16 protein-coding genes are annotated in these 15,773 nt (G+C 66.0%); 14 read left to right on the forward strand and 2 right to left on the reverse strand.

The features are described 5' to 3' along the window. The 7 genes from JJ685_RS07985 to JJ685_RS08015 form a co-directional block, all read left to right on the forward strand. Positions 1-446, forward strand: a 446-nt coding sequence (locus tag JJ685_RS07985; RefSeq protein WP_408015460.1) for a ribulose-phosphate 3-epimerase, incomplete at its 5' end; no start/stop codon positions are given. Positions 447-607: 161 nt separating this feature from the next. Then, a complete protein-coding gene (gene gnd, locus JJ685_RS07990; protein ID WP_201673738.1) occupies positions 608-1,633 on the forward strand; it encodes a phosphogluconate dehydrogenase (NAD(+)-dependent, decarboxylating) in 1,026 nt (341 codons plus the stop codon). Next, on the forward strand, positions 1,630-3,045 hold the full coding sequence (zwf, locus tag JJ685_RS07995; RefSeq protein ID WP_201673739.1) for a glucose-6-phosphate dehydrogenase: 1,416 nt from the start codon (positions 1,630-1,632) through the stop codon (positions 3,043-3,045). Before gnd ends, zwf begins: the two co-directional genes overlap by 4 nt. After that, on the forward strand, positions 3,042-3,755 hold the full coding sequence (locus JJ685_RS08000; RefSeq protein ID WP_201673740.1) for an HAD family hydrolase: 714 nt from the start codon (positions 3,042-3,044) through the stop codon (positions 3,753-3,755). Before zwf ends, JJ685_RS08000 begins: the two co-directional genes overlap by 4 nt. Then, the gene (gene tal / locus JJ685_RS08005) at positions 3,752-4,846 is read left to right on the forward strand and encodes a transaldolase (protein ID WP_201673741.1); all 1,095 of its coding nucleotides are present in this window, start codon (positions 3,752-3,754) and stop codon (positions 4,844-4,846) included. Before JJ685_RS08000 ends, tal begins: the two co-directional genes overlap by 4 nt. A gap of 28 nt (positions 4,847-4,874) precedes the next feature. Further along, positions 4,875-6,713 (forward strand): glycoside hydrolase family 15 protein, encoded by a 1,839-nt coding sequence (locus JJ685_RS08010; protein WP_236598840.1) that lies wholly within the window; start codon positions 4,875-4,877, stop codon positions 6,711-6,713. Continuing rightward, on the forward strand, positions 6,710-7,420 hold the full coding sequence (locus JJ685_RS08015) for an ROK family protein (protein WP_201674701.1): 711 nt from the start codon (positions 6,710-6,712) through the stop codon (positions 7,418-7,420). The genes JJ685_RS08010 and JJ685_RS08015 overlap by 4 nt, the downstream gene beginning before the upstream one ends. A gap of 19 nt (positions 7,421-7,439) precedes the next feature. Here JJ685_RS08015 and JJ685_RS08020 read toward each other — a convergent pair whose 3' ends face one another. Further along, complete coding sequence (locus JJ685_RS08020; protein ID WP_201673742.1) at positions 7,440-7,652, reverse strand: hypervirulence associated TUDOR domain-containing protein; 213 nt, start codon at positions 7,650-7,652, stop codon at positions 7,440-7,442. Beyond that, the gene (tkt, locus tag JJ685_RS08025; protein ID WP_201673743.1) at positions 7,642-9,714 is read right to left on the reverse strand and encodes a transketolase; all 2,073 of its coding nucleotides are present in this window, start codon (positions 9,712-9,714) and stop codon (positions 7,642-7,644) included. The genes JJ685_RS08020 and tkt overlap by 11 nt, the downstream gene beginning before the upstream one ends. 98 nt (positions 9,715-9,812) lie before the next feature. Here tkt and JJ685_RS08030 point away from each other — a divergent pair, with 98 nt between their 5' ends. The 7 genes from JJ685_RS08030 (at position 9,813) to JJ685_RS08060 (ending at position 15,737) form a co-directional block, all read left to right on the forward strand. Further along, complete coding sequence (locus JJ685_RS08030; protein ID WP_330901729.1) at positions 9,813-10,199, forward strand: aldo/keto reductase; 387 nt, start codon at positions 9,813-9,815, stop codon at positions 10,197-10,199. A 37-nt stretch (positions 10,200-10,236) separates the two neighbouring features. Further along, entirely contained in the window at positions 10,237-10,983 is a 747-nt protein-coding gene (locus JJ685_RS08035) for an SDR family oxidoreductase (RefSeq protein WP_330901730.1), read from the forward strand. A gap of 12 nt (positions 10,984-10,995) precedes the next feature. Further along, positions 10,996-11,232 carry a putative quinol monooxygenase gene (locus JJ685_RS08040; protein WP_201673745.1) on the forward strand — a complete coding sequence of 79 codons (237 nt, stop codon included), beginning with the start codon at positions 10,996-10,998 and terminating at the stop codon, positions 11,230-11,232. Between the two features lie 291 nt (positions 11,233-11,523). Continuing rightward, complete coding sequence (gene ydiK, locus JJ685_RS08045; RefSeq protein WP_201673746.1) at positions 11,524-12,582, forward strand: AI-2E family transporter YdiK; 1,059 nt, start codon at positions 11,524-11,526, stop codon at positions 12,580-12,582. Positions 12,583-12,652: 70 nt separating this feature from the next. Further along, positions 12,653-13,120, forward strand: a complete 468-nt coding sequence (locus tag JJ685_RS08050; protein ID WP_201673747.1) for a hypothetical protein — start codon at positions 12,653-12,655, stop codon at positions 13,118-13,120. Further along, complete coding sequence (locus tag JJ685_RS08055) at positions 13,117-14,631, forward strand: ATPase domain-containing protein (protein ID WP_201673748.1); 1,515 nt, start codon at positions 13,117-13,119, stop codon at positions 14,629-14,631. Before JJ685_RS08050 ends, JJ685_RS08055 begins: the two co-directional genes overlap by 4 nt. Then, positions 14,628-15,737 carry a sensor histidine kinase gene (locus JJ685_RS08060; RefSeq protein WP_201673749.1) on the forward strand — a complete coding sequence of 370 codons (1,110 nt, stop codon included), beginning with the start codon at positions 14,628-14,630 and terminating at the stop codon, positions 15,735-15,737. The genes JJ685_RS08055 and JJ685_RS08060 overlap by 4 nt, the downstream gene beginning before the upstream one ends. The last annotated feature ends 36 nt before the right edge of the window (positions 15,738-15,773 follow it).

The raw sequence follows: 15,773 nt of genomic DNA on the forward strand, positions 1-15,773 counted from the left end.
TCCGGCCTGACGCGCTTCGCTTGCCGAACAGCCGTCAAGGAAGAAAAGACGAAAATCCCCCCGTCCTGGCCTGGAGGAATTTGACCCGGCCACAGGTGGAGGAATTTGAGGTGGCCATCCGGGTGCTCAACCCCGGCAGCCCCGTCGCCTTCGTCGAGCAGGTGCTGCACCTGTGCGACATCGTGCTGATGATGTCGGTGAATCCAGGCTTCGCCGGACAATCCTTTCTTCCCGAGGTGCTCCCGAAGATCCGCGAACTTCGACGAATGTGCGACTCGCACGGCCTGGAGCCGAGGATCGAAGTGGACGGAGGCATCGACGCTGCCACCGCGAGCCTTGCGGTGGAAGCGGGGGCCAGCGCGCTCGTCGCGGGTTCGGCGGTGTTTTGCAGCGACAACTGCGCCGATGCCATTGCGCGGCTGCGTTCGAGCGCTGCAACTCACTGAGCCCGACTCACGGCATCCGTCTCGCACCTCAGCGGCGCGCATCGCAAGCTCGGCGGGCTCTCAACGTGGGACTGCTCTTACGGGTTCTGAGTTGATCAGCCGATTGCGCTGCAAACCATCGCTGAGCAGCATGGAAGGTCACTCCCCACGAGGAGAACTCCATGCAGCTCGGCGTGATCGGATTGGGTCGGATGGGCGCAAGCATGGTGCGCCGCATGCTCGGCAAGGGCCTCGACTGCATCGTCCATGACCCGCAGCCCGCTGCCGTTACCCGCATGCGAAGCGAAGGTGCCAAAGGCGCGGCATCGATCGAAGCGCTGGTCTCGCAACTGACGCGACCGCGGGCAGTGTGGCTGATGGTTCCGGCCGGCGCGGTCGACGATGTCATCGACGAGCTGACGAAGTACCTCGAGCCCGGTGACATCGTGATCGACGGCGGCAACTCCTACTACCGCGACGACATCCGCCGCGCGAAACGATTCGCGGCTTCGGGCCTGCATTACGTCGACGTCGGGACCAGCGGCGGGGTCGCCGGCTTCGATCGCGGTTACTGCCTGATGATCGGCGGCGAGGAAGCCGTTGTCCAAACGCTCCAGCCGGTCTTCTCCGCCCTCGCCCCCGGCGTCGGCGCAGCGCCTCGCACAGCGGGGCGTGCCGGCGAAGTCACCGGTGTCGAAGAAGGGTATCTGCACTGCGGGCCGCACGGCTCAGGCCACTTCGTCAAGATGGTTCACAACGGCATCGAGTACGGCCTGATGGCCGCCTATGCCGAAGGGCTCAACATCCTGCGCAACGCGGGCGTCGGCAAGCATGCGCGCACGACGGATGCCGAGACCACGCCGCTGCGCGAGCCTGAGTTCTACCAGTACGAGCTGGACCTCCCACGCATCGCAGAACTCTGGCGCCGCGGCAGCGTGATCGGCTCGTGGCTGCTCGACCTCACGGCCAACGCGCTGCTGCACGATCCGCAGCTGAATGACTACGACGGGCGCGTCTCAGATTCGGGCGAGGGGCGTTGGACGCTCCAGGCCGCCATCGACGAAGCCGTCCCGGTGCCCGTGTTGAGTGCGGCCCTGTATCAGCGCTTCTCCTCGCGCGGCCAGGCGGAGTTTGCCAACCAGCTGCTTTCGGCCATGCGGCACGAGTTCGGCGGCCATGTCGAGAAGGCCGCGGAGCGCGCGAAATGACCGCCAACGCAGGGCGTGCGCATGCGCAGCACTCGGACGCGCTCGTCGTCTTTGGCTTCACCGGTGATCTGGCAAGCAAGAAGATCATCCCGGCGCTCTACGCCATGGTGAAGAAGGGGGCGTTAACGGTTCCTGTCATCGGGGTCGCGTCTTCGCCCCTGGGCATCGAAGCGATCCGACAGCGTGTTCGGGAGAGTCTCCAGCGCGAGGGCGGCATCGACGACAAAGCCGCCTTCGATCGCCTGCTTGGCCCTCTGCAATACGTCAGCGGCGACTATCGGAATGCGCGGACCTTCGCCGAACTGCGCACCGCCCTTGGCCCTGCACTGCGTCCGGCTTGCTACCTGGCGATTCCTCCGGGTCTGTTCGCCACGGTGATCCGCAGCTTGGGGGCTGCCGGCCTGGCGCGCGACGCACGCGTGATCGTCGAAAAACCATTCGGCCGCGACCTGGCCTCTGCAATCGAGCTGGATGCGATCGCCCGCTCGGTGTTTGCCGAGTCGTCGATCTATCGCATCGATCACTTCCTTGGCAAGGAGGCGATCATGAACATCCTCTATTTCCGCTTTGCCAATTCGTTCCTCGAGCCGATCCTGAACCGCGACCATGTGGCCAGCGTGCAGATCACGCTGGCAGAAGACTTCGGCATCGGCGACCGGGGACGTTTCTATGAATCCGCCGGTTGCCTGCGCGACGTGGTCGAAAACCACCTGTTCCAGATCGTCGCGCTGCTCGCCATGCAGCCGCCCGCCAGCCAGAGCTACGCCGCGGTGCAAAGCGCGAAGGCCAGCGTGTTGCGCGCCATGCGTCCGCTCACCCCGGATGACCTGGTGCGCGGGCAGTACGAGGGCTATCGCAAGGAGAGGAACGTGGCTGCCGATTCCGACGTCGAGACGTTCTGCGCGGGGCGCCTCTTCATCGATTCTTGGCGCTGGGCCGGCGTGCCGTGGTACCTGCGTTCCGGCAAGCGGCTTCCAACGAATGCCAGCGAGGTGCTGGTGCAATGGCGCGCGCCTCCGCAAAGGCTGTTCGACGATGCCGATCTCGCGGAGGGTCGCGCCAACTACTTGCGGTTTGCATTGCATCCGGTCGCGGCGATCGCGCTGGCCGCGCGCGTCAAGCGTCCCGGCCATGAATTCGCGGGCGATCAGCGCGAACTCTACTTGTGCGAAGGCGCCCTCGCGGGCGAGTCACCCTACGAACGCCTGCTGGGCGACGCGATGGCCGGCGATGGATCGCTCTTCACCAGCCAGGACGCCGTGGAGGCCGCCTGGGCGGTCGTCCAACCGGTGCTCGAGCGGCACCACCGCGCATTGCCCTACGAAGTCGGCACCTGGGGACCGGAAGCGGCCGACTCGCTGGTCGCGCCGCCTGGCGGCTGGCACAAGCCGCAATCCGGGCGCGCGCAATGACATCGGACGTCGTGTTCCTGCTGGATGTCGACAACACTCTGCTCGACAACGACGCGATCGTCGCCGACTTGCGGCAGCATCTCGAGCAGGCGTTCGGCGTGGCCAATGCAAATCGATACTGGACGATCTTCGAAGGGTTGCGCGACGAACTCGGCTACGCCGACTACCTCGGCGCGCTGCAACGCTATCGCGCCGGCTCGATGGATGGCGGCGATGCGCAGCGGCTGCTGCTGATCTCCGCGTTTCTCATCGACTACCCGTTCTCCGAGCGGCTCTATGCGCGTTCGCTGGAGGTCATCGAGCGCCTCGGCGCATTTGGCCCGACGGTGATCCTCTCGGATGGCGACGTCGTGTTTCAACCGCGCAAGGTGCAGCGCTCCGGGTTGTGGGACGCCGTCGCCGGACGGGTCCACATCTACGTCCACAAGGAATTGATGCTGGACGCGGTGCAGCGCATGTATCCGGCCCGCCACTACATCATGGTCGACGACAAGCTTCGCGTGCTCGCGGCCATGAAGGACGTCCTCCGTGAGCGTCTCACGACCGTGTTTCCACGCCAAGGCCACTACGCATTGGACGTCGCCAACATCGCGAAGTATCCGGCCGCCGACATGACGGTCGAGCGCATCGGCGATCTCGCCGATCTCGACATCTCGACACTGCCGGGCGTCGCGCCCGGCGCACCGACAGCGACCCAGGAGCAATCATGAACGGCAACACCCAGCAACTTCATGCGCTCGGCCAGAGCCTCTGGCTCGACAACATCAGCCGCGACATCCTTGTCGACGGCACGCTCGCACGCTACATCGCGGAATTTTCGGTGACCGGCCTGACCTCGAATCCCACCATCTTCGAGAAAGCCATCGGCGAGGGCACGCTCTACGACCAGGCGATCGCCGATCTGGCGCGTCACGGTAAGTCGGGCGAGCAGCTGTTCTTCGAGCTGGCGTTGCAGGACTTGCGGCAGGCGGCCGATCTCTTCCGGCCCGCCCACGACGCGACCGGCGGCGTCGACGGCTGGGTCTCTCTCGAGCTGTCGCCGCTGCTGGCGGACGACACTGCAGCGAGCATCAAGGCCGCGGCGACGCTGCACAAGGCAGGCGACAGGCCCAACCTGTTCATCAAGATCCCCGGTACCGCGGCCGGCATCCCGGCCATCGAGGAGTCGATCTTCGCCGGCGTGCCGGTCAACGTGACCTTGCTGTTCTCGCGCGAGCAGTACCTCGCTGCCGCCGAAGCCTACATGCGCGGCATCGAGCGCCGTATCGCCTCCGGACTCGACCCAAAGGTTGAGTCGGTCGCCTCGCTCTTCGTCAGCCGCTGGGATGTCGCGGTCAAGGAGCAGGTCGCGCCAAAATTCCACAATCGACTCGGCATCGCGATCGCGATACGCACCTACAAGGCGTACCGCGACCTCCTGGGCTCGGCACGGTGGCAGAAGCTCTCAAGCGCGGGGGCCCATCCGCAACGGCTTCTTTGGGCCAGTACCGGCACCAAGGATCCCGCCGCGCCGGACACGCTTTATGTCGAGGCTTTCGCCGCGCCCGACACGATCAATACGATTCCGGAGAAGACGCTGCAGGCCTTCGCCGATCATGGAAAGGTGCGCTCTGCGATGCGGTTCGATGGCGGGGATGCCGAGGCCGTGCTTTTGGAATTCAGGCGCGAGGGCATCGACGATGACGCGCTGGCCGCGCGGCTTCAGCGAGAAGGCGCCGAGGCGTTCTCGAAGTCGTGGCGGTCGCTGCTTTCCCGCTTGTCGGACAAGAGCTCTCAATTGGCCGGCGCGACGTCGCCGTGAGCGCGGGCGCGCGAGGCGTGAGCAGCTGATGCCCGCCCGGATCGAAGACTACGCGATGATCGGCGACATGCGCACGGCCGCGCTGGTCGGGCGCGACGGTTCGATCGACTGGTTCTGCGTTCCGCGCTTCGACTCCGGCGCCTGTTTCGCGGCGTTGGTCGGCACGGAGGAGAACGGCCATTGGAAGATCGCGCCGCGCGCCGCCGCCAAGGTGCGCCGTCACTACCAGAATGGCGGCCTGATCCTGGAGACCCGCTTCACCAACGAAGGCGGAAGCGTTTCCGTCGTGGACTTCATGCCGGTCGGCGAAGCGGACACATCGATCGTGCGCCTGGTGATCGGCCGCGAAGGCAAGATGTCGATGCAAACGCAGCTCGTCATCCGTTTCGACTACGGCGTGTCGGTGCCGTGGGTGAATCGCGTGGACAACGAGACGCTGACCGCGATCGCCGGGCCGTCGATGCTGGTGCTGCGCACACCCGTGCGTCTGCACGGCCAGGACCTGCACACCGAGGGCCGATTCACGGTGAAGAAGGGTCAGACGATTCCCTTCGCCCTGACCTATGTGCCGTCGCACCTGCAGCCGCCTCCGCCGCCGGATGTCCAGGCACTGCGCGAGCGCACCGAAGAGTTCTGGCGCGACTGGTCGCGGCGCTGCGAGGTCAAGGGGAAGTGGTCGAAGCATGTGCGGCGGTCGCTGGTCACGCTCAAGGGACTGAGCTTCCGTGCCACCGGCGGCATCGTCGCCGCGCCGACCACCTCGCTGCCGGAAAAACTCGGCGGCGTGCGCAACTGGGACTATCGCTACTGCTGGCTGCGCGACGCCGCTTTCACGCTGCTCGCGTTGCTGAATGCCGGCTATACCGACGAAGCTGACGACTGGCAGAACTGGTTGCTGCGAGCGGCAGCGGGCAGTCCGGACCAGCTGCAGATCATGTACGGCGTCGCGGGCGAGCGCGACCTACCTGAAAGAGAACTTGACTGGCTCACCGGTCACGCGGACTCGCGGCCGGTTCGCGTGGGCAACGCAGCCTCCGACCAGATGCAGCTCGACATTTACGGCGAGCTGGCCGACGTGATCAAGCACGCCGCGCTTGGCGGCCTCGCGGCCGCGCCGCGCCGCGAGGAGTTGCGCGTAGCGTTCCTGAAGCACCTCGAAAAAGTCTGGCGATTGCCCGACTACGGCATCTGGGAGATCCGCGGCGAGCCGCAGCACTTCGTTCATTCCAAGGTGATGGCCTGGGTCGCGTTCGATCGTGCGTGGCGGGCACGCGAGTCCGCGAAGAACAAGTCGCAACGCGCGCACTGGAAGAAGCTCGCCGCCGAAGTCCACGCCGACATCTGCCGCCAGGGCGTCGACAGCGCGCGCGGTTGCTTTGTACAAGCCTACGGTTCGCAAGGCCTCGACGCAGCGCTGCTGCTTCTGCCCATCGTCGGCTTCCTGCCGCCTACCGACACGCGCATCGAGGCAACGGTGGCGGAAATCGAAAGATGCCTCATGGCTGGTGGCTTGGTGCTGCGTTACCAAACCGCGAGCGGCGTGGACAACTTGCCGCAAGGCGAGGGCGCGTTCCTGCCCTGCAGCTTCTGGCTGGTCGAACTGTACGTTCTGATGGGCCGACAGCAAGAAGCGGTGAGGCTGTTCGAGCGGCTGCTGAAATGCCGCAACGACGTCGGCTTGCTGTCAGAAGAATACGACCCCCGCGCGAAACGCATGTTGGGCAATTTCCCACAAGCCTTCAGCCACGTCGCACTCATCAACTCGGCGCTTTGCCTGTTGCATGCCACGGGGAAAGGCGAACAGCCGCGTCCGCAAATGCGACACCAAGAGATCTCGCCGCCCACAGCGCGCAGAAAGAAAGCGTGACGGCCGTGCGCATTCTTGCCATCGACATCGGCGGCTCGCACCTGAAGGCATCCATCCTCGATGCGCGCGGGCGAATGCTGACGCAGAAAGTGACGGTGAAGACGCCCGATCCTTGCCCGCCTCGTGCGATGGTCGACGCGTTGGTGGCGCTGGTCCGACCGCTGCCGGCTCACGACCGGATCGCAATCGGTTTTCCCGGAGTCGTGCGCGATGGGCGGGTGATCACCGCGCCGCATTGGGTCACGAAGGAGTGGGCGGATTTCGAACTGCCGAAAGAGTTGTCACGGCGACTGCACGGCGCACCCGCGCGCATGATCAACGATGCCGAGATGCAGGGCCTGGCTGTCATCAAGGGCAAGGGGCTCGAGCTGGTGCTGACGCTGGGCACCGGCGCGGGCACAGGCCTTTTCCGTGACGGAGACGTCATGCCCCACCTCGAGCTGGCGCATCACCCGATTCGCGGCAACAAGACCTACGACGACTACATCGGCGACGCCGCGCTGAAGAAAGTGGGAGTGAAGCGATGGAACCGGCGCGTGGCGCGCACCGTCGACATCCTGTATGCGCTGCTGCATTTCGATCACCTCTTCATCGGTGGTGGCAACGCCGCGAATGTCTCGATCAAGCTGCCGGACAACGTGAGCCTTGTCTCCAACGATGCCGGCATCGAAGGGGGGGCCATGCTGTGGCGCCGCGATGGTCAATGAGGCGCGATGGCCTGTCGGCTTAATCGAGCTTGTGCAGCGCGCGTCCCTTGTGCAAGGCGATGTGTTCGGTCTTGTCGCTCTTGATCTCGTATTGGGGGTCGTCGGGGCTGCAGCGATGCATGTGGCCCTTGTAGTCGGTGTCGCGCGTGTGGACCTTGATGATGCGGCCGGTCACGTACCCGGCTTCGGAGTTCCACCGGACATGGTCCCCGACCTTGAACTCATGGAGCATGCATCTCCCCCGTCCTGGCCAACAGCCTGCGCGCGCGCGACACCACGTTCTCGACGGTGAACCCGTATTCGCGCAGCAGCACGTCGGCGGGCGCCGACGCACCGAAACGGTCGACGCCGAGCATCTCACCGCGATCGCCAATGTAGCGGTGCCAGCCTTGCGCCACGCCCATCTCCACGGCAAGACGCGCGGGCACATCCGGCGGCAGCACCTCGTCGCGATAGTCTTTCGATTGCGCCTCGAACAGATCCCAACTGGGCATCGACACGCAACGCACCGCGATGCCCTCGCCGCGCAGGCGCTCGGCAGCGGCGACGATCAGACCCACTTCCGACCCGCTGGCGATCAGGATCAGCGCGGGGCGCCGATCCTTCGCGTCGCTCAGCACATAGGCGCCGCGGCGCAGGCCTTCCGCATTCGCATTGCGCGCGCGGTCGAGCGTGGCGACATCCTGACGCGTGAGGACCAGTAGCGCGGGTCGATCACGCATCTCGATCGCCACTTTCCAGGCCACCGCCGTCTCGTTGGCGTCGGCAGGACGGATCACCGTGAGGTCGGGCATCGCGCGCAGGCTGGCCAGTTGCTCCACGGGCTGATGGGTCGGTCCGTCTTCACCCAGCGCGATGCTGTCGTGCGTGAAGACGTGCACCACGTGCAGCTTCGACAGCGCCGCGAGGCGGATCGCGGGACGCATGTAGTCGGAGAAGATCAGGAAGGTCGCCCCGTAGGGAATGAATCCGCCGTGCGCGCCCAAGCCGTTCACGATTGCGCCCATCGCGTGTTCGCGCACACCGAAATGAAGGTTGCGACCGGCAGGGCTCCAACCACCGCCGTCCGATCCCTGCGTGTCCTCACCGGTGGCCACGGGTGGATTGAAGTCGCCCAGGTCCTTGAGCGCGGTCTTGGTCGACGGGTCCAGGTCGGCCGAACCGCCCGTCAGCGCGGGCAGTTGCGGCGCAATGGCATTCATCACCTTGCCCGACGCGGCCCGCGTGGCCATGCCCTTGGCGTCGGCGGGAAAGACCGGAATGTCGGCATCCCAGCCGGCCGGCAAGTCACCGCGCAGCCGGCTTTGCAATTCCGCAGCCAGATCGGGGGAGGCCTGCGCATAGGCTTTCATGCGCGCGTTCCAGTTCGCTTCGTCGCGCTCGCCGCGCGAAAGCGCTTCGCGCATGCGCGCGAGCGCGGCTTGCGGAATCAGGAACGGCGGCTCGCTCGGCCATCCGAGCCGCTCCTTGGTCAATTGCACTTCGTCCGCGCCGAGCGGCGAGCCGTGAGCCTCGTAGCTGTCGTGCTTGTTCGGCGAGCCGTAGCCGATGTGCGTGCGCACCAGGATGAGCGATGGTCTCGATGTTTCCGCGCGCGCGCACTCCAACGCCTGGTCGATCGCATCGACATCGTTGCCGTCGGCCACCGACTGCGTGTGCCATCCATAAGCGTCGAAGCGCGCCGCGCGGTCCTCGGAAAATGTCATCGGGGTACCCGCGGACAGCGTCACACGGTTGTCGTCGTACAGGCAAATCAATTTGCCGAGTTTCAGGTGCCCCGCCAGCGACGCGGCCTCAGATGCCACACCTTCCATGAGATCGCCGTCACTGACGATCGCGTAGGTGCGGTGGTTGACGATTTCGTGACTCGCTCGGTTGTATCGCGCCGCGAGCTGTGCCTCCGCGATCGCCATGCCGACCGCGTTCGCAAAGCCCTGCCCCAGTGGGCCGGTGGTGACTTCGACGCCGGGCGTGTGTCCGCGTTCGGGATGGCCCGGCGCCTTGCTGTCCCACTGCCGGAAGCTCTTGATGTCGTCCAGCGGCACGTCGTATCCGCTCAGGTGCAGCAGGCTGTAGAGCAGCATCGAACCGTGCCCGGCCGAGAGGATGAAGCGGTCGCGGTCCGGCCAGGCGGAATTGCGTGGGTTGCACTTGAGATGCCGGCTCCACAATGCATACGCCATCGGCGCAGCGCCTAGCGGCATGCCTGGGTGTCCGCTGTTGGCCTTCTGCACCGCGTCCACCGACAGGAAGCGGATGGTATCGATGCAAAGTTGGTCGAGCGCGTCTGACATGGGGCAAACCCATTGTTCCACCATGACGCGAGCCTCGGTGCTCGACAACAAGAACTTGCGCGCGGTCGCTACGAACGCGATGGATCCCGGAAGAGCCGGTGCATTTTCTGGCGCTTTGCTGGTTCCTCTTCTTCATCATGGCGCGTGTGACATTGGTGTTCATCACCGGCGCGCGCAGGAACCTGCCGCGCTTCGCCGACGAAGCGCGGGAAGCCAATCACAACCTGGTCGCGCTGATCGGTGAAGTGGCCAAGCGGAAGAACGCAATGCCGGCACAGGTCGCGCTCGCCTGGCTCCTGGCACAGAAGCCGTGGATCACGTCGATCCCGGGAACCACCAAGTTGCATCGCCTCGAAGAAAACATCGGGGGCGCAAACGTCGAGTTGACCGCCGCCGATCTGCAGGAACTGGCCGACGTGATGGCGAAGGCGCCGGTCACGGGCGAGCGCTACAACGCCCAGATGATGAAAACCGTCAACCGTTGAGGCGCCTGAAATGACTGCACCCACACTCGAAGGGCGCGTGGTGCTCGTCACCGGCGGCGCGACCGGCATCGGCTTCGGCGCGGCCAAGCGCCTGATCGAACACGGCGCGATCGTCTACATCACGGGGCGCCGGCAGGACGTGCTCGACACGGCTGCCGGGAAGCTTGGAAAAGGGACCCATGGCATCCGGGCCGACGCCAGCATCAAGGCCGACATGCAGCGTGTCGCAGACGACATCAAGGCCGCGCATGGCCAACTCGACATCCTCTTCGCCAATGCCGGCGGTGGTCACGCCACGCCGCCGATGGATTTGACCGAGTCGCAGATCGACAGCGAGCTGTCCATCAACATCAAGGGCGTCGTGCTGACGATGCAGACGATGCTCGGGGTGCTGCGTAACGGCGCTTCGGTTGTCCTCAACGCCTCGATCACCGCCGACATGGGCCTGCCCGGCTTCGCGGTGTACGCCGCGACCAAGGCGGCCGTGCGTTCGCTCGCGCGAAGCTGGACGACCGACCTCAAGCACCGCGACATCCGCATCAACACGATCAGCCCTGGCGTGGTGCCGACCGAGGGCTACGGCCACGAGCAGAAGATGACGGACCGGCAGGTTGCCGATTACGTCGAGCGCGTCGCGACCGAGATCCCGGCCGGCCGTGTCGGCACGGCCGAGGACATCGGCGACGCCCTGGTCTTCCTGGCATCCGACCAGAGCCGCTACATCCGCGGCGTCGACCTGGTCGTCGATGGCGGCATGACGCGCGTCTACGCTGGCAAGAACTGAGGCCAGCACGAAATGCCGAACAACACACAGGATGAAGTCCACATCGTCTGCGAGCTGCGCTGCTCAACCGAGAACCGCGACCGCGTGCGCGAGCTCGCGCTGCGGTTCGTCGAGCCGGCGCGGGCCGAGCCGGGCTGCCTTTACTACGACCTGCACCAGAAGCGCGGTGCGCCGGACACGTTCTTGATCATCGACGGGTGCCGTCCCTCGCGCAGCTCAGCGACCCGCCGGCGGCGGCGATATCACTAGCTAGCTAGTGTCCTGAGTCAGAGGTTCGCAGACAAAAGCTCTCGATGCTTGCGAAGATGTCGTCTGCGGACGTCCTCGCCGAGACGCCTCGGTGAACACGACTCCGTCTTCCTCAGCTCGCGCTGCCCGGGTACGATCGAAAACCTCGGTGCGCCCGGGTTGCTCATCGCGGCTGGAGTTCCATGCAAGCGATGCCCGCCGGCCCCGGGCTGGTCCGTTTGCAAGCCGCGCGCAGTCCACTTGAGAATCGGGAATGCTGTTCAGACGAGCGGAACCACTTCGGGGTGCCCCATGGCGGAACGTCAACGCGAGCTGACCCGAACGCTTCTCGGCGCTATCTTCCTGGGCGGGTTGATCGTGGCGTCGCTCTGGATCCTGCGGCCGTTCGTTGCCGCCGCGATTTGGGCGACGATGATCGTCGTCGCCACGTGGCCCGTGCTGTTGTGGTTCCAGGCTCGGTTGTGGAAGCGCCGGTGGCTTGCCATTGCCGCAATGACCGCGGTGTTGCTGCTCGTGTTCGTAGTACCGCTGGCGCTCGCGATCGGCACGGTGGTCCTGAACGCAGACGAACTCGTCACGTGGCTGAAATCGATGGCCAGCTTCCGCATGCCGACGCCCCCGGACTGGATCGCCCGTCTGCCCTTCATCGGGTCGAAACTGACGCTGGCCTGGGAGCAGGCCGCAGCGTCAGGCGTCGAGGGGCTGCTGTCGCGAGCGATGCCTTATGCGGGAAGGTTGACGCAATGGTTGGCCTCGGAGGCCGGCAACGCAGGAGTCCTGTTCATTCAGTTCCTGCTGACGCTGATTCTCACGGCGTTGATGTACGCGAGCGGCGAAGCCGCCGCGCTGGTCGTTCTACGCTTCGGCCGCCGCCTGGCGGGGGACCGCGGCGAGAACGCCGTGCGGCTTGCCGGCCAGGCAATCCGCGGCGTCGCGCTCGGGGTGGTCTTGACGGCGGTCGTGCAGGCTGCACTCAGCGGGATCGGGCTGGGTGTGGCTGGAATTAAGTTTGCCGGGCTGCTCACGGCGGTGGTTGCCTTCTTGTGCATTGCGCAGGTCGGCCCGTCGCCGGTGCTGGTTCCCGCGGTGATCTGGCTTTATTGGAGCGGCGAGACGACGTGGGGCACGTTCCTGCTCGTCTGGTCCATGGTCGTTGTGATCATGGACAACTTCCTTCGGCCCGTGCTCATCAAGCGTGGCGCTGACTTGCCGCTGTTGCTGATCTTTGCTGGCGTGGTTGGTGGGCTGCTGGCATTCGGTCTGGTGGGTGTTTTCGTCGGCCCTGTCGTGCTCGCAGTGGCCTATACGCTGCTCCGAGCCTGGATCGACGACGACAGACTCGACCCATAGCGCCCCACTATGTTGTGGGGTGTCCCGACCGGTGCCACAACAAGTTACCCTGCGCCGCAGTCGGGAGACCTTGAGCGCACAATGGTCCAATAGTCTCGAGCGATTCCCTGCCGGGGCTTTCGGTGGGAGGCTGCAAATCGATGCTCCACGACGCTCGCACGACAGCGAGAATGATCCAGGCGCCGCGGCGGATGCTGCAGTCGCGGCATGGGCGGAAATCGACGCGCTGCTCGCGCCGGTTCTCGGCCGGCGCGGTGTAGCCGCGCTGTACCAGCGCAGCGTCCATCTGACGCTGACCACCCGCCCGTGGCTCGCCCCCGCCCGGGATGGACTGCTGCAGCCAGGCGGGCTCGCCCCATTGCACACCGCCCTGGCCGCACAGGACGGTTTGACCGCCGCCGCCGCCAGCGCGGAACTGCTGGCGAACTTCCGCGTTCTGCTGGTCAGCCTTCTCGGTGAGTCGTTGACCACCCGACTGCTGGCTCCGCAGCAACGCGCGCCCCCGCACGGCGACGCCGCCAAGGAATCCCAGCCATGAATGCCGCCAACGACCGAGCGATCATCCACCGCCTCCTCACCGGAGTGCCCGGCCTCGACGACGTGCTGGGAGGCGGCCTCCCCGAGTTCTCCTTCAACGTCATAGCGGGCCCCCCGGGGTCCGGCAAGACGACGCTGGCGCACCAGATCATGTTCGCGCTGGCCAGTGCGGAGCGTCCGGCCCTCTACTTCACCGTCCTGGGTGAGCCGCCGGTGAAGATGCTGCGTTACCAGCAGCAGTTCGATTTCTTCGACGCCGGCAAGCTGCAACACGCCATCCATTTCATCAACCTCGCGGAGGAGGCGGCCTCGGGCGACCTCGGCAAGGTGCTGCATCGCATCCTGGCTGAAATCGAGGCGAAGGGACCGGGGCTCGTATTCGTCGACTCCTTTCGCTCGCTCGCGACCACGGGGGCGGACGGCGCGGTGCCCCTGCGCAACCTGCAGGAATTCGTGCAGGAGCTGGGTGTGCTCATGACCAGCTGGCAGGCGACCACCTTCCTCGTCGGCGAGTACCCGGGCAACGACAACAACCCGGTGTTCACGGTGGCCGACGGCCTGATCTGGCTGCGCCAGAGCGAGCAGCGCAACTCGGTGGTGCGCAAACTGGAGATCGCCAAGATGCGAGGGCAAGCGACCCTGGCTGGCCTGCACTCGTTCCGCATCGACAGCGCCGGCATCCACGTGTTCTCGCTGCCCGCGCTGGACCGGCCGCAACTGCGGGCGGCCCCGCATCCGTCGCGGCAGCGCGTGCGCATGGGTGTCGAGGGGCTGGACGACATGCTGGGGGGCGGTCTGCCGCGCGGCTACTCGCTCCTGGTGGCCGGCCCGTCGGGCGCCGGCAAGAGCATCCTCGCCTCGTCCTTCCTGGTGGAAGGGGCGGCCGAGGGCGAAACGGGCGTCCTGGCGACCTTCGAGCAGCGCCCGGGCCGCTCGCGCGGGAGGGCGCTGGCGGAGCTGATCGCGGCCGGCCGCGTGGGCGTCATCGATGCGCGAGCGCCCGGCTTGTCGGTTGACGAGATCTGCACGTTGCTGGTCGCCGAAATCACGCGCCTGAAGGCCACCCGGGTGGTGATCGACTCGCTGTCGGGATTCGAACTCGCCCTTGCGCCGACATTCCGCGAAGACTTCCGCGAATCGCTGTCACGCATGGTGCTGGCGATCGCCAGTACCGGCGTGACCATCTTCATGACCTCCGAACTGGAGGATCGGTTCCTCGACCTGCGCTTCAGCCCCTACGGCACCGCCTTCCTCACCGACGCGATCATCGTGCAGCGCTACGTCGAGGTCGACAGCCGCCTGCTGCGGGTGATGGCCGTCGCGAAGGTGCGGGACAGTGCGCACTCCAACGAACTGCGGCTGTTCCACATCGACGACAACGGCATCCGGCTGGGAGGCATGCTGCACCAACACGAAGGCTTGCTGGGTGGCCGACCCACCCTGCGCAAGAGAGACCCAGGAGAGCCCATCGATCCCAGCTGGGGAAGCCCGAATCCGGAGAAGAGCTCATGAACCCCAATGTCCTTTCTTGCCGAGGTGCGACCATGAAGAGGGATTCTTCCCGCAGGGGCTCCACCCGGGGCCCCAGCCCGCTGGAAGTGCTGGCCGTCGAGGCGTCGGCCTTGCGAACCGAACTGGTGACGCTGCGACAGAAGCTCGCCAGTGTCGAACGAGACCTGAGCGCAGCAGGTGGCGGAGTCCTGCACGAGACCAATCAAGAACTCGTGGTGGCCGCCGTGCGCGCCCATGAAATCGCGGACGCGGCGCGCACCGCCCTGGAGCGCGTGAGCAGCCCGGCCGCCCCCGCAGTTGCCATGGCGCGGCGGGATTGGCCGGAGGCCTTCGACGATCTGCGAGAGGCCAACGAACGACTCGTGGTGGCGGCCCTGCACTCGCAGGAGCTGGAGGAGGAGGCGAAGCAAGCCTACCGCCAGTACGTGGCCTTCTTCGCCACCGTGGCCCATGAACTGCGCAATCCGCTCCTGCCGCTGCGGCTGGCGGCGCGCATGCTGGATCGTGCGCACGACGACCCCGAGATGCTGGCCAAGCTGCAGGCCACCATCACCGGGCAGGTGAATCACATCGCACGCCTGATCAGTGACCTTCTGGACGGCGCACGCGTGAGTACCGGAAAATTCCGGCTTGAGCGGGTGAGCGTCGACCTGGTTCGACTACTGGCGCTGGCCATCGAGTCCTTCCTCCCGCTGGCGGAAGGGCGCCACCAGAAGTTCAGCAGTGCGATGCCGGCGGGTGCGGTGCCGGTGTTTGCCGATCCGGTGCGGCTGGTGCAGGTCTTCGGCAACCTGCTGGAGAACGCCTCCAAGTACACGCCCGAGGGCGGCGAGCTCGGGTTGGTCGTCAGCGTCCAGGGGCCGAATGTGGTGGTCGCCATCTCCGACAACGGCATCGGTATCACCCCGGAGGCGCTGCCGCATCTGTTCAAGATCTTCGTGCAGGACGCCCATGCCGTGGCCTTCGACCGGGCAGGCTTCGGCATCGGGCTCGCCGTCGTGCAGGAACTGGTCCTCGAGCATGGCGGCGCCGTCGTCGCGACCAGCGCGGGGAAGGGCCGGGGGAGCCAGTTTCGGGTCACTCTTCCGCTTGAAGTGCCGGCGTGAGCCATAGCGCCCTTCGTCCGGCGGCCATCAGCCGGG

Origin of the sequence: Ramlibacter monticola, assembly GCF_016722785.1 — a bacterium.
Lineage (GTDB): Bacteria > Pseudomonadota > Gammaproteobacteria > Burkholderiales > Burkholderiaceae_C > Ramlibacter > Ramlibacter monticola.